Annotated in this window: 22 protein-coding genes; 5 read left to right on the top strand and 17 right to left on the bottom strand. The window is 39.2% G+C overall.

All coding sequences use genetic code 11. From position 1 onward, the window contains the following. Nucleotides 1–327 precede the first annotated feature (327 nt). The gene (gene cobB, locus PING_RS07420; protein WP_011769783.1) at nt 328–1,083 is read right to left on the bottom strand and encodes a Sir2 family NAD+-dependent deacetylase; all 756 of its coding nucleotides are present in this window, start codon (nt 1,081–1,083) and stop codon (nt 328–330) included. A gap of 99 nt (nt 1,084–1,182) precedes the next feature. On the opposite strand from cobB, the gene PING_RS20480 reads away from it, so the two are divergent. Further along, nucleotides 1,183–1,323: a hypothetical protein gene (locus tag PING_RS20480; RefSeq protein ID WP_157035320.1), complete on the top strand. Its 141-nt coding sequence runs from the start codon at nt 1,183–1,185 to the stop codon at nt 1,321–1,323. Between the two features lie 251 nt (nt 1,324–1,574). Here PING_RS20480 and PING_RS07415 read toward each other — a convergent pair whose 3' ends face one another. The 13 genes from PING_RS07415 to PING_RS07360 all read right to left on the bottom strand — a co-directional run bounded on the left by PING_RS07415 (nt 1,575) and on the right by PING_RS07360 (nt 15,563). Beyond that, on the bottom strand, nt 1,575–1,877 hold the full coding sequence (locus PING_RS07415) for an integration host factor subunit alpha (RefSeq protein ID WP_011769782.1): 303 nt from the start codon (nt 1,875–1,877) through the stop codon (nt 1,575–1,577). Nucleotides 1,878–1,880: 3 nt separating this feature from the next. Beyond that, the gene (gene pheT / locus PING_RS07410) at nt 1,881–4,268 is read right to left on the bottom strand and encodes a phenylalanine--tRNA ligase subunit beta (protein ID WP_011769781.1); all 2,388 of its coding nucleotides are present in this window, start codon (nt 4,266–4,268) and stop codon (nt 1,881–1,883) included. Nucleotides 4,269–4,279: 11 nt separating this feature from the next. Further along, nucleotides 4,280–5,260, bottom strand: coding sequence for a phenylalanine--tRNA ligase subunit alpha (gene pheS, locus PING_RS07405; RefSeq protein ID WP_041766149.1), 981 nt, complete (start codon nt 5,258–5,260; stop codon nt 4,280–4,282). A gap of 238 nt (nt 5,261–5,498) precedes the next feature. Then, on the bottom strand, nt 5,499–6,113 hold the full coding sequence (locus PING_RS07400; RefSeq protein ID WP_011769779.1) for a fumarylacetoacetate hydrolase family protein: 615 nt from the start codon (nt 6,111–6,113) through the stop codon (nt 5,499–5,501). Between the two features lie 114 nt (nt 6,114–6,227). Continuing rightward, complete coding sequence (locus PING_RS21310; protein WP_232279411.1) at nt 6,228–6,560, bottom strand: hypothetical protein; 333 nt, start codon at nt 6,558–6,560, stop codon at nt 6,228–6,230. A 78-nt stretch (nt 6,561–6,638) separates the two neighbouring features. Next, the gene (locus PING_RS21305) at nt 6,639–6,791 is read right to left on the bottom strand and encodes a hypothetical protein (protein WP_232279410.1); all 153 of its coding nucleotides are present in this window, start codon (nt 6,789–6,791) and stop codon (nt 6,639–6,641) included. Between the two features lie 360 nt (nt 6,792–7,151). Next, entirely contained in the window at nt 7,152–7,733 is a 582-nt protein-coding gene (gene cas6f / locus PING_RS07390; RefSeq protein ID WP_011769778.1) for a type I-F CRISPR-associated endoribonuclease Cas6/Csy4, read from the bottom strand. Between the two features lie 24 nt (nt 7,734–7,757). After that, entirely contained in the window at nt 7,758–8,783 is a 1,026-nt protein-coding gene (gene csy3, locus PING_RS07385) for a type I-F CRISPR-associated protein Csy3 (RefSeq protein ID WP_011769777.1), read from the bottom strand. Nucleotides 8,784–8,812: 29 nt separating this feature from the next. Further along, nucleotides 8,813–9,769, bottom strand: a complete 957-nt coding sequence (gene csy2, locus PING_RS07380) for a type I-F CRISPR-associated protein Csy2 (RefSeq protein WP_011769776.1) — start codon at nt 9,767–9,769, stop codon at nt 8,813–8,815. After that, a complete protein-coding gene (csy1, locus tag PING_RS07375; protein ID WP_011769775.1) occupies nt 9,766–11,022 on the bottom strand; it encodes a type I-F CRISPR-associated protein Csy1 in 1,257 nt (418 codons plus the stop codon). The genes csy2 and csy1 overlap by 4 nt, the downstream gene beginning before the upstream one ends. Nucleotides 11,023–12,503: 1,481 nt before the next feature. Further along, on the bottom strand, nt 12,504–12,824 hold the full coding sequence (locus PING_RS07370; protein ID WP_011769774.1) for a hypothetical protein: 321 nt from the start codon (nt 12,822–12,824) through the stop codon (nt 12,504–12,506). 348 nt (nt 12,825–13,172) lie between these two features. Further along, entirely contained in the window at nt 13,173–14,705 is a 1,533-nt protein-coding gene (locus PING_RS07365; RefSeq protein ID WP_011769773.1) for a transposase, read from the bottom strand. Nucleotides 14,706–14,927: 222 nt separating this feature from the next. Continuing rightward, nucleotides 14,928–15,563, bottom strand: a complete 636-nt coding sequence (locus PING_RS07360) for a hypothetical protein (RefSeq protein ID WP_041766146.1) — start codon at nt 15,561–15,563, stop codon at nt 14,928–14,930. Nucleotides 15,564–15,813: 250 nt separating this feature from the next. Between PING_RS07360 and PING_RS07355 the strand changes: the two genes are divergently transcribed. From PING_RS07355 to PING_RS07345, 3 genes are all read left to right on the top strand, one after another. After that, nucleotides 15,814–16,788 (top strand): integron integrase, encoded by a 975-nt coding sequence (locus tag PING_RS07355; RefSeq protein ID WP_011769771.1) that lies wholly within the window; start codon nt 15,814–15,816, stop codon nt 16,786–16,788. A 526-nt stretch (nt 16,789–17,314) separates the two neighbouring features. Next, nucleotides 17,315–18,679 carry a YjiH family protein gene (locus PING_RS07350; RefSeq protein ID WP_041766143.1) on the top strand — a complete coding sequence of 455 codons (1,365 nt, stop codon included), beginning with the start codon at nt 17,315–17,317 and terminating at the stop codon, nt 18,677–18,679. A 42-nt stretch (nt 18,680–18,721) separates the two neighbouring features. Continuing rightward, on the top strand, nt 18,722–19,318 hold the full coding sequence (locus PING_RS07345; RefSeq protein WP_011769769.1) for a MarC family protein: 597 nt from the start codon (nt 18,722–18,724) through the stop codon (nt 19,316–19,318). A gap of 76 nt (nt 19,319–19,394) precedes the next feature. Here PING_RS07345 and PING_RS07340 read toward each other — a convergent pair whose 3' ends face one another. The 3 genes from PING_RS07340 to PING_RS07330 form a co-directional block, all read right to left on the bottom strand. After that, the gene (locus PING_RS07340) at nt 19,395–19,592 is read right to left on the bottom strand and encodes a DinB/UmuC family translesion DNA polymerase (protein ID WP_041766140.1); all 198 of its coding nucleotides are present in this window, start codon (nt 19,590–19,592) and stop codon (nt 19,395–19,397) included. 72 nt (nt 19,593–19,664) lie between these two features. Further along, complete coding sequence (locus PING_RS07335) at nt 19,665–20,558, bottom strand: copper resistance D family protein (protein ID WP_083761734.1); 894 nt, start codon at nt 20,556–20,558, stop codon at nt 19,665–19,667. 11 nt (nt 20,559–20,569) lie between these two features. Beyond that, entirely contained in the window at nt 20,570–20,968 is a 399-nt protein-coding gene (locus PING_RS07330; RefSeq protein ID WP_011769767.1) for a copper resistance CopC family protein, read from the bottom strand. Nucleotides 20,969–21,734: 766 nt separating this feature from the next. Here PING_RS07330 and PING_RS07325 point away from each other — a divergent pair. Then, nucleotides 21,735–22,136 carry a c-type cytochrome gene (locus PING_RS07325; protein ID WP_011769766.1) on the top strand — a complete coding sequence of 134 codons (402 nt, stop codon included), beginning with the start codon at nt 21,735–21,737 and terminating at the stop codon, nt 22,134–22,136. Nucleotides 22,137–22,993 lie beyond the last annotated feature (857 nt).

The following is a 22,993-nucleotide window of genomic DNA, read 5'->3' as shown; positions in this document are numbered from 1 at the left end:
TTTTCATTGTATATACCAAGCGCGAAGAAGGAGATATCACCGTTGTGGTATAAACTATAAATGCCGCTCTATTGTAGGGAGTTCCATTAACTTTTCAAGTTTATTGACTCTGTATAGCCAATTGATTAATCAATTGGCTATACAGAAATAACTGAAGTATGCAGGAATTAGCAGGATAATAAATGCAGGCAGAAAATCGATCATCGCGTTATGCTAAGTCGACGCCTTCTAACACAACGAAGCGTCTCGTTTATTATTGATCATTTTACCCTTGGGAAACTCTCTCGAAGGCGAATACTTAAAAAGGGAATCACCCTTCTCATCCTGTTACACTTTGATCGCGCTCGACTCGGTATCTTCAGTAGTTTGGCTTGCTAATATAGTCTTAACCAAATCAGGGACGACGCTTGTGGCTTTACCACAAATAACCTGGTCAAAGTGGCTATGAATTTCACTCGCTTCTAAATTTAACTCAATGGAAAATGCACCGACACTTTTAGCTTCTTCAACAAATCCAGCGGCAGGATAAACCGTGCCGGAGGTGCCAATCGAAATAAACAGATCTGCTTGTGATAAATGATGATAAATAATATCTAAACCAAGCGGCATTTCACCAAACCAAACAATATGTGGACGTAATGTCGATGGATATTGGCAACAGTGGCAAAAATTACTGGTTTCAATATCATTGAAACATTCAGTAAGTTGATTGCTTGTAGGGCAACGAGACTTTAATAGTTCTCCGTGCATATGAATGATATTTTTAGAGCCTGCCTGCTCATGTAAATTATCTATATTTTGTGTTACCAGTAAAAACTCACCATCAAACTTCTCTTCTAATTCTGCTAAGGCTAAATGAGCAGCATTAGGTTTTTTATGCCCTGAACAGAAATCTCGACGACGTTGATTATAAAACTCCAGTACCAATTCCGGATCTTTTTTATAACCCTCTACGGTTGCTACATCCTCTAATTTGTGGTTTTCCCATAGGCCATCCGTATCTCGAAAGGTTTGAATACCAGATTCGGCGGATACGCCGGCACCGGTTAACACGACTATTTTTTTATATTGATGGAATGACAAAAAACACCTCTCTAGCTTGCTATCCGCTTATTTAGAATGACTCAACCTATTTTTAACCTATAAAACTGAGGATCTGTTTTTATATTTGGAAGTTTGCTAATGCTACTAATCGCGTTATACCTCGGCACGACTGAAGTCGCACTTCAAAAAACAGATCTCAATGTTAAACAGATGAGTATGATTGAACAATTTCGCAATACAATTGGACTTAATAATGACTGTCAATTATACCTGAATTAAAAATATGAAATTGTAAGATAGTTCATAACTTTGAACCAATTCCATTCATGAGGTTAACTATTTAGACGCAGGAAAAATGGGGGAAAAAAGGGTATTGGCTGCAATAATAAAAAAATAGGAAGGAATGGTAAATAGCAGGATCTGATCAACCTAGACTAAAAGAGAGTGTACTCTCTGGCTAGCCTCTGTTTTAACACGCATAGAATGAAGATAAAAAAGCCACAAAAGCGACTTTTTTATCTTCAGTAAAATTATACCTCTGTATCAGGCATATTTTTTTCTACCAATTCTTTTAGTTTCTGTCCTGCCCGAAAGGTCACAACTCGACGAGCAGCAATGGGAATATCTTCGCCAGTTTTAGGATTTCGACCTGGACGCTCACTTTTATCTTTTAATTCAAAGCCACCAAAACCCGAGATTTTTACCGCTTCTCCGTTTTCCAGTGTTGCTTTAATTTCTTCAAAAAAAGATTCAACAAACTCTTTTGCTTCGCGTTTGCTTAAACCGATTTTTACCGATAAATCTGCTGCTATTTCAGCTTTAGTCAGTGCCATAAATTAATCTCTCAATGATGCATTAAACTTGTTAGAAACCGCTTCAACAATTTTCGTTACATTGTCAGCAATCTCCTGTTCTTCCAAGGTGCGTGTAGTATCTTGTAAGATCAAGCCTATCGCTAAACTTTTCTTACCCTTTTCAACGCCTTGCCCTTGGTATACGTCAAATAAGTTTATGCCAACTAATTGGGTTCCGCCAATTTCTTCTATAAATTTTAGTATGTTACCTGCATTTAATTGTTCGTCTACCACAAATGCCAGATCACGATGATTAGCCGGGTACTTGGAGATGTCGCCAGCAGAGGGCAATTTACGGGTGCTGATATGGGCCAGTTCAATTTCAAACACAATCACGCTGCCATTAAGCGCAAAGGGTTTGCTTAAACTGGGATGTAAAGTACCAATATAACCAATATTTTTACCATCACGATAGATTCCGGCAGACTGGCCGGGATGCAGCGCACTATGTTGCTCTGCTTTAAACTCAAAACTGGACGCGTCAGCACATAAGTCCAATAACGCTTGCAGATCCGCTTTCAGGTCAAAAAAATCAACCGGACGGGTTGCAATATCCCAATGTTCATCATTTAAATCACCGACAATAACAGCTGACAGCATCTCTTCCTGACGAATACCATTTTCAGCATTTTCATCTTTTGTAAAACGCAGCCCCGTCTCAAATAAACGCACACGATTTTGTTGACGTTTCTGATTTTTTGAAACACTCTCTAATAACCCTGTCCATAGACTGACGCGCATGGCTGACATATCTTTAGAGATAGGATTGGGTAAAATTAATGCATCTGCTTCGGGATGCAATTTCAGCTGTTTGTCCGGATCAACAAAGCTATAAGTGATTGCTTCCTGGTATTCACGACCCACTAATACATCACGGACTTTAGACAGTTTTAATCTTGCTTCATTGTGACTGGCCATAATTAATGACGCTAAGGGTGCGACATTAGGAATATTGTCGTAACCGTAAACCCGTGCAACCTCTTCGATAAGATCTTCTTCAATTTCCATATCAAAACGGTAGCTTGGTGCAATAATGTCCCAACCTTCGGTGGTCAGGTTAACGTCACAACCTAATTGAGTCAAGATAGTGGTAACACGATCCGAGTCAATAGAAATACCAATCAAACGGTCCAGTTTACTACGACGTAATGTAATGGTCGCTTGCGTGGGAATATGCTGATCACTGTATGCCTCTGTAATCGGGCCAACTTCACCACCACAAATAGACACTAACAATTGCGTTGCCCGCTCCATCGCTTTAGTTTGCAATACAGGATCAACACCACGCTCGTAACGGTGAGAAGCATCGGTATGCAAACCATAAGAACGTGCTCGCCCAGCAATCGCAAGCGGCGCAAAGAAAGCACTTTCCAAGAAAATATTCGTTGTACCTTTGGAAACACCTGAGTCTAGACCGCCAAAAATACCCGCTATTGCCAATGCTTTTTGGCTGTCGGCAATCACTAAAGTATCGCTGTTCAGGTTAACTTTTTTACCATCTAACAGGGTCAGTTTTTCATCAACTTGTGCAAGACGCACCTCAATGCCACCCTCTAATTTATCTAAATCAAAGGCATGCATCGGATGACCAAATTCAAGTAACACATACTGGGTAATATCAACCACCGCATCAACACTGCGCACACCACAACGGCGTAATTTTTCAACCATCCATAATGGGGTTTTAGCCTGTTGGTTAATACCGCGAATAACCCGCCCTAAATAACGCGGGCATGCATCTGGTGCTTGTACATTGAGGGCCACTTGCTCGCTAAGCGTAACCGCAGCATTCTCCCAAGTTGGCTCAGTCACAGAAACACTGTTTAAGACCCCGACTTCTCGGGCAAGCCCTGCAATACCTAAACAATCTGCGCGGTTAGCCGTTAAATCAACATCAATAATAATATCGTCTAAATGTAATAATTTATGGACACAAGTACCTACTGGTGCAGCCTGCGGTAATTCTAAAATACCGTCTGAATTTTCTGACATACCCAACTCGGATTCACTGCATAACATGCCCGATGATGGCTGGCCGCGCAGCTCTGCTTCTTTTATTTCAAAATCACCCGGTAAGACAGCGCCAACAACAGCGACCGCAACTTTTAAACCTAAACGACAATTTTTAGCACCACAGACGATATCAATTAATTGATCGTAACCAACATTGATTTTGGTAACTTGTAATTTATCTGCATTTGGGTGCGGACCGCATTCAACCACTTCACCCACAATCACTTTTGTAAATTTACCGGCAACGGGTATAACCTCATCAACTTCAAGCCCTGCCATGGTAATTTGATGGATTAATGCATCGCGTGTAATTTCAGGGTTAACCCATTCTCGTAACCAAGCTTCACTAAATTTCATTATTCTAACCCTTACTTAAATTGCTTGAGGAAACGAAGATCGTTTTCGAAGAAAGAACGTAAATCATTTACGCCATAACGTAACATCGTTAATCGCTCAACACCCATACCGAATGCAAAACCTGAATATTTTTCCGGATCGACCCCCATTGAACGTAAAACCGTCGGGTGAACCATGCCGCAGCCTAATACTTCTAACCAGCCATTTTTACCTAATACGTCCACTTCAGCGGAAGGTTCAGTGAAGGGGAAATAGGAAGGACGAAAACGTACCTCTAAGTCCTCTTCAAAAAAGTTATGCAGGAATGCATGCAGGATGCCTTTAAGCTGAGTAAAGCTTACGTCCTCTGCAATCATCAAACCTTCAACTTGATGGAACATAGGCGTATGTGTCTGGTCGTAATCATTACGATAAACACGTCCCGGTGAGATAATACGAATAGGCGGGTTTTCTTTTTCCATGGTACGAATCTGCACACCTGAAGTTTGCGTACGTAATACCAGCTCAGGATTAAAATAAAAAGTATCATGTTCAGCACGCGCAGGATGGTGTGCCGGAATATTTAACGCATCAAAGTTATGGTAAGCATCTTCAACTTCCGGTCCGGTTTTAACTTCAAAACCTAATTCAGCAAAAAATTCAGTAATACGGTCAACGGTACGCGTCACCGGGTGTACACCGCCGAGCATTGCACCACGTCCAGGCAAGGTGACATCAATGGTTTCTTCAGCCAGCCGGGCATTTAAAATCTCAGCTTCCATCGCCTGCTTACGTGCAACTAAAACCGCTTGAATGGCTTGTTTTGCTTTATTAATCATTTGACCTGCGGCGGGCTTTTCTGCAGGAGGCAGTTTACCTAAGCCTTTCATCTGCTCAGTCATTAAGCCTTTTTTACCCAGGTATTGTAGACGAATTTGTTCTAATTCGTTGCCGTCGGCGGCTTTCTCTATTTGTTGTTGCGCATTCGCAACGATTTCATCAAGGTGTTGCATTTGTTTAATCTCATATGTGAAGCAAGCAATAACCATCGTATTGATTGGATTTTAAGAAAAATAGCAATCGATTTTACTAAAATCAGAGAGAGTTGGCTAGTACATATACCAAATGAAAGGCCGTAAAACAGGAATTAACCTAAATAAATCAACTCCCCATGACTTGTGCATAAAAATGACTAGCGGTAAAACCAGACAATCTATGGTTAAAATACCTCAACAGCTAATTTTTAAATTTTTAGCCTTCAACTATCCAATGTTGTTCAATCAACAGAGTATCGCCCTGAAAAATGCGCCCGATAAAATGATCATTTTCAAATAATTCTCCCACGCCTTTAGGGGTGCCCGTCATCAGCACATCACCCGCTTCAAAACTCATAAACCCGCTGACTTCAGAGATGATTGCGGCGGGTTTATGAATCATTAAATCGTAATGTGCATGTTGAGTTAATTTGTCATTGATTAATAACTGCAGCGACAAGGTTTGCACGGCACCGCTAAAACTGACAAATTCACTAAATACCGCTGACTTATCAAAGGCTTTTGCACGTTCCCAGGGTAAACTCTGCGCTTTTAATCTTGATTGTAAAGCGCGTTTAGTCAGATCTAAGCCAAAACCCACTGCACTTATCACCCCTGCATTGATAACAAATGAAATTTCAGCTTCATAATGAATGGGTTCAATGTCATTACTGACTATTCGCTCAGAAATAGCGGAATTAGGTTTAACAAAAATAACCGCTTGTGTTGGCATCTCATTGTTTAACTCTTTAATATGATCAACATAATTACGTCCAATACAGACCACTTTAGAAGGACAAAATGATTTTCCATCAATCTTTATTTGTTTCATATAACTACCTGTTTTTATTTTAATAAATATAAATAATCATCACCCGGTTAAGCGCCGCAACAGCATATTCAGAACAAGAAATCAGTGCAGCTGGGCAAACTAACAGACAATAGGCTACAAAAGATCGGCTTGCACCGGTTTTGCCGTGTCGTAGACAAGTTCATAATAGTGATGATTGTAAAACTCAACCTTCTGAATCACAGAAAGTTTTAATTTTTTAGTGTGAGCCACAAAAGAACGCGGATTAATTTTATTAATAAAAGTCACTACAATCCGATAGCGCTTAGCCATTTCGACACGGGAAAAATCAAAAATATTTTCCAACATACCGGAGCCACGACAACTTTTATCAATGCAAACTGGACCATATTGATAGGAATTTTCAGCACTTAAGGTTTGCCCTAAATAGGTTAAATTGGGTAAATCTTTGATCATATGTACAAACATTGGCCATCTTGACCAAAATCCCCAGCATCACCTAGGCAACAACTAAACGTTCCTTTTTAGCGATAAATAAACCTGCTGTTAATTAATCAGATTCGTTAACTGCGGCGTCGTAAACGCGGTGGTCACAAAACCGTCTTTTTTGTCCTGATCGCAAATAGTATCAACCTGATATTTCGCATGCAGTAACAATATCGCCGAGATATCACTTAACTCAGCAATTTTAAATTCCATTTTCAAACCTCGTAATGCATCTTAGATTAAAGTGATAAGAGCTTAAAATAATACGTAAAAAGCAGTATTAAAGTAAGGGCTCAAATAACCACATCTAATAAAATTCGCCATTAACCGTTATTATTTTTTAAAAACTAAAATTACCACGATCAATTACCGAAATCATCAAAATACCCATGTTAATTATTTAACGCTCAGAATAACACCTCCTTATTTGGAGTTCAGTGTTATTGAAAGAGCCAAGCGTAAATCACGCCTTAATTGGTTGCCTTATTTTGAATGCTTTTCTAAGCTTCCTGTGTGGCAGTGAGCCAATAGCATAACAACCAAAAAATATATTTTTAAAAAGCAAAAAAAAGGTTAAAACCAAGGTACTGTTGCTATTGCTTGACTTAATCCATAACAATTAAAGGTGCCCTGTTTTGGTATTTTTGTTATTGATCTCTCTATAAAAATCCTAAATTGTGCATTGTTAGTTAAACTTTTAATATTCATAAACGGCAATTTAGTTTGTTCTTCTGCAAAATTATCATAATATTGCAATGCCTTCTCAAAGGTTTCCATATGCCGCTTTGCTCTGCGTCTTGCTAAGCGCGAAATATTGGTATTGAACTGCTTACGCGTAAAACAAGCATACTCATTTGCCGATTCCGGCACCGCTTTTACTGACGTTATATGTGTATGGTCAGTAAAACGTTTGAGCCACTTTGTTATCGCTAACCTTTCTAATGCTTGCTCTGATACAGAGAACAAACGTAATTTATTACCCAATGGAAAAGCTTTATCGCCATAATTGGGTAACGACAGTGCAATGTCGGATTCGTTTTCACCGACTTTATTATCAGCCAGTGCAATATGTACTTGCTGAAATACTTTCTGCCAAATAAAACCTAACGGGATTTCAATATCTGGCAATAAAGTAATATCGAGATAATATTTCATTTTCTTTCCTTAAAAACCACCAGCTTATTTATCACTTTCACCAAAGACACCACCACGCACTAATATTGCCATTACATAGTGTTCATCCTCAATCCGCCCAAGCTCAGTGCCACGCGCCCATTTATCAAAAAAGGTATAAAAGTCCTGTTTATCTTTAGGGGTACGATAGGCTTTACCTAAATTTGTAACAGCACCATAAGGTTCAATCGCTATCGGACCAGCTGTTTTTTCGACCTCAACAAATTCTGGATACCAGGTATCAATACTGCGCAATGCATTACCAATTTTTTGAGAGTGCATGGCTGCAATATCTTTCACTGCATAAAGTATTTTACTTTTTGTCCCTTTACCTTTATCTAACACCAACTCTTCACTTGGATAAACTTCTTGCGCTTTACCTAACTGCACAAAACAGTTAATTTCTAACATTAAGAAATCATCTTCGCTGGAAAGTGCTTTGGCTATGCGATCCCCTAATTCGAGAACCTGTGCGTTAGCATCATCAAAATTGCGCATGCTAAATTGAGTTGCATCAAACCCCCATGACTGCTTGCTGTCTTTGTTCAGTGCATTAACTTGTACTTCAATATTTTCTGATCCAACACGGTTACGCCATAAAAAGCGTGCATTTGCCAAGTTAAGTGCATAGCGTTTTCCCAATTCTTTAAAACCTTCTTTTTCAATATATTTGTTAACTGCTTTGCTATAGCTTTGTTTAAACAGCGCATTATTACAAGCCGATGGCTGCTGTACCCCGCCAAGAATTTTTAAAGTAAAATGTAATTTCAGTGTGTCTTGCTCGGGTGCAAGTGCACAAACATCTATTGTTTGTAAATTTGCCTTTTCTACTTCTGTATTTAATTTAACAGGATCACTTTTTATCGCCGCTTTTAAACGGTTGGAGATAGTGCCACGTACCGATTTTTCAATTAATGAGAGTGCTGTCACCAAGGTTTTATTGTCCCAGTTAGTGCCATACATGTAACCGTCTGATGGCACTAACTTCTTTTCAAATGCTAATACTGATGCAATATTTTCATTTTTAGCCATGGTATTTATTCCTTATTATTAAAAATAAATTAATCAAAAAGTGTTGATAATTGATTTGTTATAGGAGAGAGATTAGTTGTTTTTGTCACGCAATTTTGTGTGCATAAATATAAATTATTCGGAATATCTGCGTGGTAAGACCATAAAATCTCATTCAATGATTTAATACGATGTGGCATTTTAAATTCTCCTAATGTCACCACACTTTCAGCAAAACGATGCAGAGTATTCGGATCGCGTTGATTTTTAGCTTGTCCTAGTTCGGTTAAGCCATGAAAACCTGTTGCTATCGGTACAATCCACCCTTTTGTCTTGCGTTTACTTGACCAAGTGACTGTACTTTCACCTTTAGTATTTTCGTCTGTCGTAGCAGTATGATGAATTGCGAGATTATCTAAAACAGCATCAATGGCATCCTGCCCCTGCTCCATAGCCTCAATCATTAAGTCGCGTCGTTCTATTAATGCATAGCCCGGCATTACTTTTCGGATTAATTTATGGATGTCTTTTGTATTACCCGCTTCTATTTTAAAAAAATCAGGTAAATTAAAGGTTAAAATATCGCCACCTGCCATTTTCATGCTGCTATTAAGCAGTTGTGTTATTTTATCTTTTACTGCATCCTCATTTTCTTTGGCAGTACCCGTATACTCAATGATCAGTGATACGTCTAAATGACAACGCGCTTCTTCAATAAATGCGCTACGTGATCCTGTTTTATCAAGCGGATTACCTGTACCAATAATAGAATGTACGTAATCCCCCACGCCTTTATGTGTTTGCAGGTCGCACTGGTGACTGACAACACCTACCGAGATAAATTTAACTGCATCATATCCCTTTGCATTGAGCTTGCGCTGCAGCGCATGAACCGCGCCTAACCATGCTGTCATGGCAGGAAAGCCGATCGTAAAGGGGCTAGATAATGCATTAGCGTTGTGGACTTTGATGTGTGGCAATAGCAATACACGTTGTATTTCACTCATCTTAATGCCTCCCTATTTTGATCAACAATTTGTTCAATATGGGCAAGTTCTTGTTCACCAAGCTTTATTGCCTGCTTGCCAATCATCTTTTCATAAGCGCGACTGAGCCAGCGCGCTATTTCAGTGGTTAATTGATCTAGCCATAGATCCGTGGCTTCTCTTTTTTGCGCAAAGTTTTGATGTAACCAAATCAATTGGTGATCCTTTAAATTTGAACTCTCTTGATGATATTGCTCTGCTGAGATTGCTCTAACCGCCCACATTTTATCAATTATTTTGTCGATAATTTCTTGGATACAATCATTACGTGCATCACGAATATTAATGTTGTTGTATTTATTTTTTATGATTTTCTGTAAAAAATAAAAAAGACTGAGAGCCTCTTGCTGTTGAAAAGACTCAACAAAAAAATCACTTTTAGGAAAGTGTGTGTGGCATTTTTCTATTGTTGGTGGCAATGATGAAAGAAGATGTGCCTTACCGCCATTTTGATTATTTAATACGCTAATATTTTGTGGTTTAGTGCCTCCGTAACCTATCGTTGTTAAACCATAAATGTCACAGTAACCCTGCTCACTAAATTCATTTTTACGTTTTTTATCACGTAACTCTTTTACTTGATCAGAAAATCTTAACCTGTCAATACGCTTCCTTAATTGATAAAGCATGCCTGAGTTGGTTAATAAAGAGAGCTGATGATAATCATTATCAACAGGGAAATAGACTTGCTTAATTTTAGAACTGGTAATATTTTCGACAGAGCTTTCGATCATTGCCAAAAAGCCTGTTTTAAGGTCTTGATAACTTTTGGATGTCATTGCCAATAGATTTTCAGCCAATGCTGAATCCTGTTGAATGTGCGTTAACAAACTTCGATTATCTTGCATTATTAGCGTCAAAAATTTATATACATCTAACGCAGCAGCATTACCTAATGCATCCGTATCCACGACCACATTACCTGTTTTTAAAAAGCCATCTTCCGCTCTTTGTACATTGGCAATAACTGAACTGACATAACCATTTTTATTTTTACGGGCACTGGGATGGCTAAAAGTACAAGGGTGTGTTGCCAGTGATATTTGTCCTGCTCTTTTAGCGGCATTGGGTAACCACTCATTAAGTGAAAAAAATTGCTGACACTCTAATTGCAGGACATTAACTTCGCTCTCTTCCATTGAGGCATTTACTTTTTTTTTTAGCCACGCTTCTTTTCTGTCAGAAAAAAAGCTTTCTATTGCAGGATCTAGCATTTTTTTTCCCCTTTATTGTTTATTCTCACCAGCCCAAATTGGTAGTTATGTTCATATTGAGTATTTTCGCGATCTGCTATATTTAATTCACCATAACGTAATAGCACGCGCCTAATCTTTAATATTTTTTCACGATTAATTGGCTAATAATCCATGTCCGTCAGAGGCTTTCCAGTTGCATTTTTTTCAGTGGAATAACAGCCTTTTTCCTGTGCGTTATAGGCTAAAAAAGATTGCGACTCGCTCCTCTTTTTTAAAGGGATTAAGCCGTTACGGTAAGGCCATTAAAAACCATGTTCTATTAAGTAGCTTTGCAAGGTATTAGCACCAATGGTGGTGTAATTTGCCAAATCAGCCTCTAGCACGTTATGCTGCAAGGCTGCTAATAATATGTATAATAATCAAAGCAATGTCTGCGCTGCTTATTATTCAATACGTGCTTATCATTGCCAAAACTACCCTGCTAATAAAGTCTGCTAAATGAATCACTGACGGTATTTCTGTGCGCAGATGGGCTGTCCTGCAACGAAGGGTTTTAAAATACTTTATGAATACTATTGCATGATGTTTTTTTTTGGGCGAGCAGATTGATTAGCTTGCGTTAAGTTGGCCTTCGCACAGCATTATTTAAAATGTTTCATCTTAAATCGCCATTTATTTATTATTGTTTTACTTTTATTTGATTATAAAAAACAAAATAACAAATAATCAATCTTCTATCAACACCTCTGTTTTAACTAAGTATTTAAATTAATGGGTTTTTAGTGCCTAAGTCAAAAAATTGAATAATAGTCTCCATTTTCTTTATTAATAATAAGATCGAAAGGTGAGAGAACAGGATGTTTGAATAAGTTTAATCGCAAGAACTACAGATAAAAAAATAGCAAGCCTTCTTCTAGCCATCCTCGATGCTGCTTGTAACTTTGTCCTGAATATTTATCCATACCACTCAGGCATAAACGGGAAACACAATGACAAATTTTTAGGGAGTAAATTTGAACAGCTTGAGCTGACTTCGAGGAACTGAATAATGGGGATGTTGTTCATAAAATAAGGCGTATCAACCAAAGAAACTTATGTTGCACGAGATGGCGTCATAATGAACTCCTAATCATCTAAAACAGTGCCTGAATAAAATAGAGAAGCGGATTAATAGTTAGTCAATTAGACGGGTGTCCAGTTGTTCCCCTACTCCATTTAATCCCCTAAAAAAATTCACCAAATCCTACTTTCCATTTAGAGAACAATCTTTGTATGCCCCAAAAGTCACTGGCGTATCATAAACAGAATTAAGGTTCCTATTCCCAATACATAAAGAATGAATACGGCATATAAGAATGTTTCTTTATCGAACAACTTGCTCTCTCTGGAGGTTATAACGCCAGCTATAAACGGCAGAAAATAGCAGGCTAAAATTGTGAGACACGAACAATAGCCAGCTGTTTTTTGTCCGATTTAATGGCCTTGTTATATACTGAAAATCAGCAATGTTTCTTACATTCTCTTCGTGCGACTTCAGCGGCAGCTATGCAAGCAACTAAACCGACTCCCACAGTGTTAGCGGTGCACCAACCTAAAGCAGCGCCAGCAGCAACATCACATCCAGCTTTGCATATATCCTTAAGTGGGTTCCAGCCTTTTTCCATTAAAGTATTTTTATCAAATTTAGGTTCAGAGTCCGATCCTATAATTCGGTCGCCTTCCTGCATAACTCCAGTACCAATTAATCCCTCAGTAATTCTTTGTTGTTCATCTGCGGACACAGCATCCCACTGCTCTTTATTTACTTTAATATCTGTCATGATTTAGTTCCTTATAAAACACTGCATTTAGGGATGCAACAGCAACATACTTGGATACCATTGCATTTTATTGCCCATAAATAATAAATGGGTAATAAAATGCTAGTCAAGCAAAAATAAAACACAAGTCACGATCAGATTTTTGTTAAATTAGTGGTATATAACGAGGCTGTAGAATTTCTCATTTTCAGCCCGTCTATATAAAATACAAACTACATTAATTTACATTTTATTGATATTCAATTAGTTACTTCGGTTTTTATTAACAGATTGGTTAAATTGAGTGATAAATCGGTTTATTGAGGGCTTATAACGTAGGGTATTTGAGATTAGGGCTTCGCCCTTGACTTAATGCAGGCTGTTTCTTAACTTCTCTATATTATGAACTAAGCAATACATCTGCCATTGCGCATTCACTTTCTCTTGCCCGCGAAGCGTGAACTTATTCATCCCTTTATTCACCGTTATATTACCGAAAACGGGTTCAATTGTACCAAGCCGTTTGCTGTACTGCCGTCGACCAGGACTACTGTCAATCTTGACGCGCATTTTATCGGTATATGAGATGTATTTATCTGCTTTATTCGTTTCAAACTGGACCTGTCGCCCCTGTTTACTTGGTACTTTCCGCATGCATTGTGCTTGAAGTGGGCAGACTCGGCAATCTTTTAAATAACCTGAAAAACGAACGTAATGACGGCCTGCCGTTTCAATGCTTTTAACACTTAACCACATTTCCTTACCCGCTGGGCAACGACATGTAAGCTCATTTTCATTAAAATAAAAGTCTGTACTATTAAATAATCTGGCTCGACCTTTACTGCGTTTTAAACGCCGTTTTTCTTTTTCAGTTTGATAGGTTTCGCTTGTTTTAAATAAGGGATTACGACTTCTAAATGCAGTGTCGGCCATATAAGCATCGAGTCCAGTTGTTGCCATAAATTCAAGATTAACTTCACTGTGGAAACTACTGTCAGCGGTAAATTTAGCCTCATTAAATGCGTCCGGTGTACCGAGTTTAGCGAGCTGTGTTTGCAGTTGTTCAACGGCGGGTTTTAAGGTTTGCTGCTCACCCACCGAGCCCCATACTTGTGCTTGCATGATAATCTGTTGTTTATCATCATTAATGGCAATGCCGTTGTAACCTTGAATGGTTCCTTTACTGGTGGTCATTTTGGCACTGTCGGGATCGGTGACATTACTTTTGACGGGTTTCTTCCTATTCCCTATTTTTTCTTCATTGCTTGCTAAGAATTGTTTTATTTTATCAGCGCTTTTATCGAGCTTTTCTTTCTGCTTTAAATCATGCTGCACTTCATCTTCACTCAATCCGTCTTGTGCTTGATGACGTTCAATAATTCGTCGACTGGCTCGACGTAACTTGGTCTGTTTACGTTCCAATTCTTCGAACGTTCCACTCCACTCTTTACTGGCATTTGATTTTATCTTGCAGCCATCAATCGCAAACATATTACGGCCAATCAATCCTTCCCTGTCACATATCATCAGCACCTGTGTAAAGAGAGGCTCAATTTTGTCTTTCATTTTAGCGACAAAGCTAGCGATAGAGGTGTAATGAGGTTGCTCATCACCCGACAAACTCATAAAGGTAATATTGGTTTCACAAGCTTGTGCGATACGGCGACTGCTAACTAAACCCCGTGAATAACCAAACAGAATAATCTTTAACATGACTGACGGTGGATAGGCGGCTGCGCCGCCATTATCGTTATTGTACCAATCATCAAAGGTGGTTAAATCGAGGTGCTTATCGACAATATGCGAAAGTGCATATTCAAATGTACCGGGGATAATTTGTTGTGCAAAATCAATAGGAATGAATTTACTTTGGCAGGATAAATCAGGTTTGTAATTGGCCATTACATTTCACTCAGAGCGAATAATAACCATTAGATCACAGACGATCAGTGCAATCAAGTACATTTTTCATACAATTTAAAGTAATAAGAAAATAACGAAAAACATGTATTTTGGAGAAATTCTACAGCCTCAACGCCGCATTAAGCGGACTAAAATTGTTGGTTATAATGTGGAGCGAAGCGGAGCCTAACCAACTGTTTTAGTTCCGTTTTAAATGCCTTGTTAACTTTCGTAACCTAACTCAGACCTCATTAAAGCAATAATATTATCTCTTGTTTGTTTGATCTTATTTCCCAAATCTATCATTATCACTTTAGTCGGAGTTTCAAAATTAAAATCACCAGTAACGAACGCCTCTGGTGTCATAGATTCCTTGATCTCTTTTAGCATTTGCGGTTGCATGCCCATCAAGTTTGTATACTGCTTTTCAAAATCATCTAATAAAGTGGCTAAACTCGGAGTGCACACTATACGGAGGCTAGTTAACTCTGTTGTTGCTTTTTGAAAGCCTTGATTGATACCTTTTGTAAAGTCATTCATTACCTTTTGATATTCGACCATCGCCTCAGGAGATGATCCAGACTCATATAAATTACGACTAGCATTAGGCAAGGTCACTGATAAATACTCATCATAATCTTGAGCCGTCAGCCGAGCAGCATCTTCCATTCTTTTGAAGTATTCTTGATATTCTTGTTTACGAGTATCAAAAAGTTTTTCAGCTCGCTCTCGGTGCATTTTATATTTATGAAGAAGAAATGGTAGTAAGCCAGAAGATATAAAAACCATGAATGCTGGAATTATATATTTAGGCTCAATCCATATATCTACTAAACTACAAGCTTCTGCTATTGCCAATAGTATCTCCTAGAAAGTTAACAGCGTATTAAACCGAAAAATTCCATATTTACGGTGGAAATACGGAAGATATCAATTTGTTAAAATTTATATCACAATACATTTATTCATCATAAAATCAAATAATTAAAATGGTTAATCAAATAGTTATCATGTTGATAGATGAAAAAAGTCCGTATTAACGGCAGAAACACGGAATAACACATATACTGTATATAAGATCATGTAAAAAATAACAGCGGAGAAATAAATGAAGTCTCCATTTTTAAATGCCGTAGCAGAAAGTATGCGTGTTAAATTTTATGCAGAAAAAACAATCAAGGCTTATATCTATTGGATAAAGTCCTATATTTACTTTAATAATAAGAAGCACCCATTCGAATGTCATAATGCTGAAGTAGAAGCGTTCCTTTCATACCTCGCCAATAGCAAAAAAGTAGCCCCAAAAACGCAAGCATTAGCGCTTAATGCATTAGTTTATTTATACCGAGAATTCTTAGATAACCCCTTAACATTATCACTCAACTTTAAAAGAACAAATACGCAGCCTAAGTTACCCATCGTATTAACTATTGATGAAGTTAGCCTATTACTTAAGTCTCTATCAAGTTCAGTAACATTACCTTGTTACCTCTTATATGGCAGTGGATTAAGATTAATGGAAGCAGTCAATTTACGAATTCAAGATATTAACTTTGATTATCTATCAATAAATATTTGGCAAGGGAAAGGAGGAAAGCACCGCAGCGTAACATTAGCACCTGAATTAATAGAATCATTACAGAATCAGATTACTAAAGTTAATTTATATTATCAGCAAGATATGCAACGGACCGATTATCAAGGGGTATATTTACCTCATGCGCTGGCAGGTAAATACCCGAATGCAGCTAAAGAACTAAAATGGCACTATTTATTTCCTTCTACACAGCTGTCATTTGAACCTGGCACTACAAATCTAAGACGTCACCATATGCATGAAAGTAATATACAAAAAGCAGTAAAAAATGCAGCACGTACTTTAGACTTTAAAAAACAAGTTACTTGCCATACATTACGACACTCTTTTGCAACACACTTATTGCAGCGTGGTACAGATATTCGCACGGTGCAAGAGCAATTAGGACACACTGATCTCCGTACCACTCAGATCTATACACATGTATTACAAGCAGGTGCTAACTGTGTAAGAAGTCCTCTATCGGATTTAATAAAAAAAGATTGAAAAAGATTGGACATCCACTTATATTTCATCATTAATTCAATAGATTAGAATGCAAAACCAGTGCGGCTACGAAAATTTCCGACCGTTTTTCTTGTGATGGCTAATCACTTTAGCAAAGGAAATCATGGAGTGACAAATTTGTCAGGAACAAATTTGAACGTTGGAGTTTACGACAACGACCTGAAAGGCGTAGGGCAGGACGCCCGGAGTCATTTACGCCAGTTCAGGATTATGATCGGGCTAAGCTCTGCGTAACCTGTTTGCTTTTGCTGTTGAGAAGCATAACTCTCTCGAACTGCGAAACTGCGTTTCGGTTTCTCATCGTCTACACACCTTCAAGGGCTGAACCCCAATAATGAAAGTGAAACCAACCAAAGCAAAAATAATAGATAATATTTGCATCCCTACAAAAAGTGAGTACTCTTGCGCGTTTTCTGTTATATGAATGTTTTCATTCCTGTAACGACTCAAATTTAAAGTACATTTTCAGGGTGGTAACGTGACGGACAAAGTAATTCCAACAGTAATGCCAGAAGTAACAGCAAAAAAATCGCATAATCTGGCGACGATATTAACCTTTATTGTGCCTTCATTAATCGGCCTTTTACTATTTATGACACCGGTTAATTATCAGGGTGACATTACTATCCCCATTGCCATTGTGGCTAAAGGTCTGCTGATCCTGCTTGGTGATTCAGCAACAGCCGTGGTAACCGGTGTTGTGCTCTTTACAGCTGCGATGACGCTGATTAATAAAGTTATAAAGATCCCCTTTATTCAAGACAGTGATTTTTTAAAAAGCTTATTAGATGTTTCACCCGTATGGTTTATTATCCGCCTGCTGGGTGCCCTCTTTATTGTGATGACTTTCTTTAGCATCGGCCCTGAAGCCATTTATTCTGGCAATACCGGTGCACTGGTTTTAAACGATCTGCTGCCAATGCTCTTTTGTGTGTTTATTTTTGCTGGGATGTTACTACCGCTTTTATTGAACTTTGGGATGCTTGAGCTGTTCGGCACCTTATTAACCAAAGTAATGCGCCCGGTATTTAATCTTCCAGGTCGCAGTGCGATTGACTGCATGGCATCTTGGTTAGGCGACGGCAGTGTTGGCATTTTACTGACCAGCAAACAGTATGAAGCGCGTTTTTACACCCAGCGTGAAGCGGTGGTTATCGGGACAACCTTCTCGGCGGTTTCTATTACTTTCTCTCTGGTAGTGCTCTCACAGGTGGGACTTGAACATTTATTTGTCCCTTTTTATCTGGCGGTGTGTATTGCCGGTGTTGTGGCGGCCATTGTGGTGCCAAAATTACCGCCCCTTTCCTGGAAGAAAGACCGCTATATTGATGGCAGTGCGCAATCCGCCGATGATGAGTTAACACCTGCCGGGCATAATGTTTTCTCATGGGGGTTGGAGCATGCATTAAACAGAGCGGAAAAGACCCCTGGTGTTAAGGCGACTTGTACGGATGGGCTTAAGAATGTTATTGATATGGTCTTTGGGGTTATTCCGGTGATCATGGCCATTGGTACAATGGCGCTGATTGTTGTTGAATACACGCCTATTTTTGAGTACTTAGGTTATCCCTTTATTCCTTTTCTGGAGTTGCTGCAGATTCCACAAGCCGCTGAAGCATCCAAAACCATTGTGGTTGGTTTTGCCGATATGTTTATTCCCTCAATTCTTGCGGCTTCCATCGAATCTGAGTTGACCCGTTTTGTTATTGCGGCCATGTCCGTTACCCAGCTTATCTATATGAGTGAAATTGGTGCGTTAATGCTGGGCAGTAAGATCCCAATAAATGTTGCCGAGCTCTTTGTGGTTTTCATTTTAAGAACCTTAGTGACGTTACCGGTGATTGCCGGTATTGCGCACCTGATTTTTTAACCTATACCCAAATGACTTGCTCAAGGAAATTAAAAAAATAGTATGGATACTACAGCTTATCTGCATGCATTAACGGCCCTGTTTGTGATTATCGATCCGATCGGTGCTGCCCTTATTTTTAACTCATTAACCGGAGATTGTGCTAAAAAACACCGTACCGTGATGGCGGTCAAAGCGGTGCTTATTAGTGGGGTCACCCTGATCCTGTTCGGTAATTACGGGGAAGCCCTTTTTGGTCACTTGGGTATCAATATTAATTCGCTGCGGATTTCGGGTGGTTTGCTGCTCTTCTACACCGCTTTTAATATGGTGACCAAAGCAACGGGCATCATGTCTGCAAGCAACAGTGATGATATTTCAGTCTATCCGATGTCTATTCCTATGATTTCAGGACCGGGTACATTAACGCTTTCAATTCTGCTGTTTTCGCACACCACGGAGCTCTCCGGCAAGCTTGCGGTTTCATCGGCGATTATCAGCATCTTAGCACTGACTCTTGTTTGTATGCTGGTATCTAAATATCTGAAGAAAATTATCGGCAAGACAGGTGATGAAATTTTAAAGCGTTTTTTTGGGATTATCCTTGCAGCACTTGCTATCCAGTTTATCTACGATGGTATTAAGAATATCGGGTTTTGAGCTGCGAGTAACGAGCTTCGAGATTTCGAGCTTCGAGATTTCGAGCTTCGAGCATTCCAGCCTTAGCGCTTTTCAGTTAGGTAACCCCCTCTTCAATAAAGCTCAGTTGCAGACCGTTTTGATTGTCTGTTCCGCCTTCTTGCAGACGTCGGCTGAGCTCATCATAAAATAGCGCTAATTTTTCAAGACACTGCGCTTTGGTAAGCAAATCTTTTTCAAAGGTATGCTCAACCGCCAAGGATTTTTGTACGCGATGAGCGCATAGATTAGGCATACTTGCCAATATCTTAATCTTACTTAAAATAAGCCACTGCAACTCTAAAGTTACGCATGGCTTTAAGCTAAGTTATTCAGGGCCTAAAATCGATGATAACACAGCAGTAATAGTTAAAATCACCACTGCAATTAGCATTTCATTCTTTATTGATTTTTGTAGTTTTTTGATGCCTGCTTGTTGTTGAATTTCTTCTACAAGTCGAAATTTATGGTAAGCGGCAATTAACAAAATACTGCCAACAAAAATCAGTTTTAGCAGCATGGCCAGACCATAGGTTGTGGTCAATAACGCCAGTGGATTTTCTAAAAATAAATATAACAAACCTATGCCACAAGCGATTAAAATGCCCACCATAAAGATCGCAATTTTACCAAATAAGCACATCAACTTATACAGCACAGGTGGCGGCAATAATTTGCAACTAAGCCATAAAGGGTATAGTGCACCTACCCACCAAGACACAGTGATAATATGAAAAGCCAGCAACCACTTTGCGGCCCCACCTATAACGGCACTGTGACCTATAAAGGTAAATGAATAGGCAAAGCTAAAAACAGCTGCCGCATATAAAAATGTGAAAGTTGCATCTTTGAAACTAAAGGTGCCGTATTTGGCATTAAGATTGCTCCACAATAATGCAAAGCCTAAAACGGTAAAGGCGAGCAAACGCCATAAAACAGAATCACCCACCGCACTTTGCCAAAGAAAGCTTATCAATCCAGTATCAAACATACCTGATAAGCCAGTTTCAGAAAAGGCACCAACCTGAATGAAAAAGTTTATGATGACCGCGGCAAAACCTAACACACTACTGATGACAATATAATTAAGAAGCGACTTTTTATTAACAGTGGCATTTATTAAAGCGGCAATAAAAGGGCCGCCAATCGCTGCGGCTATCCCAATATATATCAACCACTTGGATATTATATTACTATAATCCCAAAGAGTAATTTCCATCATAGACACCCTAACTAAGCATCATTATCAGCGTCTGAAATAGCAGGTGTTTTTGCCATACCAGCGTCCTTAACCGTGAAGGGAATGTCTCCTTGCAGTTTATGAGCATCTTCTCCCATCGCCAGCCACTTAACGTTATAGCTACCGGCCTCAAGTACAGGCAATGCGATACTAAATGCAGCTTTAAAGTCGTTACTTGGTTTAGCGTTAAGTTTAATCGACTTTCCAGATTGATCTGTCAACTGCAATCTGACCAGTTTAACTTGTGCAGTGAATTCAAGGGTAAAATCTTCAGGAGATTGAATTAACATAGCGCCATTTTCTGGCGTTGAGTGTTTCAGCCCTGAATGAGCGCTCACTAAATTACTTATTAAGGCCAAAGTTAATATTGCTGCCATTTTAAATATTTTCATTTTTATCTCATTGCTCTTTTAGTTAAAAACAAGTTCATCATTCCAGAACCCACTGTGTTTGTGTATTTCTTGCCTCTGGCATAGCAGCACTGTTGCCCAAATTTTTCCAGCAGTTAATCCCAAACGCTCTGGTAAATACATCACTGAAAAAGAATAAATCATGTTAAACACGTAACTGTAACACAAGACAACACAACACAACACAACACAACACAACACACGATTAACATTAACATTTTGTGTTTATGCTTTATTTATGACTATATCGACAATATTTTAAATAAATTCCCGGTATCTAGAGATAGACAATGGCAATAACTGAAACGACGATTAAAAGAGTGTTAAAACCCTAGCACCGAGAAGTCCTACGTTGATAATTATTGACATAGGCGCCCTTTTTCACTCCTCAAACTGCAGTGGCACATTGCAAAGCCCCACGAGATTTTCGTCATTAGAATTGCTATGGGGCTTTTTTCCTGATTTTATGAGTGCTTAATCTGCACTTTTCTTTTTGAAATAGCCTTAATGTGTAAAATTCTCAAGCAGTACGGTATTTTTTGGGTATGATGTGATTGTTGCCTTTGTATCACTTTTAACTTAGAAAGTTATGAACAAGATGTGAAGTGTGAACACCTCTGAAGAATCGACAGTGCTAAAATTGACTGAAAGTAATAAACGACGACGCAGACGTCTGCCGTTCAACAGAGTTAATTAAGGAAAGATTCGCTTTGACTTAAATTAAATAATTAAAAAATAGGGAAAAATCATGAACAAAGTTGTTTTATTTGCGCTTATTTCCACCTTGAGTGCTTCACCGGTATGGGCTGGGCATTTTAGGGGGCATGTTGATGTCAAAGTCGGGGCGTTGTCACCGCTTGCGGCTGAGGGCCAGCAGATTTTTAATGAAAGCTGCGGTTCCTGCCACGGCATAGACGGTCAAGGAACACACTCTGGGCCACCGTTGATTCATCAGACTTATAACCCTGGTCATCATGGTAATGGCGCTTTTTCCAGGGCGGTAACCAAGGGTGTTCAGCAACATCATTGGCCATACGGAAATATGCCGGCACAACCTGAGATTGGATTCTCAGATATGCCTCGAATTGTATCTTTCATCAGAGAGGTTCAGAAGCAAAATGGCATCGTAAAGAAAATGCACAAGATGTAATTTTGGGGTCAAAGCGCTAGAAACCGCGCTGACCCCTCCCGGCCTTGAATTATATGCTAGGCGTTACTGCTTCAGTCGCGGTGGCTATTAAAGCCCCAGTTTCGCAATCAGCCGCTCTGCCGGGAGGTAACCGGGTGAAAATCAACGCTGGATGACCGGTGACATTGAACTGTTGGCCTAACTGATACTACTTGGCAATCGGATTATCACACGCTTTGGATTCTACCGGGCGGCCAAGCTCTGCATCGGTCATTCCCTTTTGAGGTTAAATATATACCCGTGATACTTCAAGATGCAAAGTCAGCAAGAAAAATTGTGCTGAGATGCTAGGCATAAAATTGAAGTATAATTATTCTACATAGCGATTTTATAACAACGCAGATTGGCACAATTTACCTTGCCCTACGGGGCGCAAGCATGCCCTCGGCCCATTCGCTATATCATTGGGTTATTCTGCTTGCAGCGGGGTTGTGGAATATATTCTGGTACGCGAGCCAGCACTTCAGAGAATTTTGGGGGGATTGCTGCGTTCTGTTCCGGCGTGCTAATGGTACTGACTTCGAGCTATATCCTCAATGCAAACTGGCTACCGGTATTTTTACGTCAGGCAAAACCCGTTGTGCTATTGATGCAGCTAGGTTTCGCAGCGCTCCACGCAATAACGATTTATCGCCTATAACCTGTCTTTTCGATACCAGTCGAAGCCTGCAATTACAGGAATAGCTGTTCCGGGTATGCCAGCTTCATCACTTGGAATAGATGTACCTAACAATGCGGATCCGTATCAAGTCATCGCTTTTAGAAAAAATGGAAAAACGTTCATGTATAGTGAACATCATTTTCCCAAGAAATAATAG

This window comes from Psychromonas ingrahamii 37, from assembly GCF_000015285.1.
Classification (GTDB): Bacteria; Pseudomonadota; Gammaproteobacteria; order Enterobacterales; family Psychromonadaceae; genus Psychromonas; species Psychromonas ingrahamii.
The sequence above is the reverse complement of the archived record's forward strand: the minus strand, read 5'-3'. Positions and strand labels throughout refer to the sequence as shown.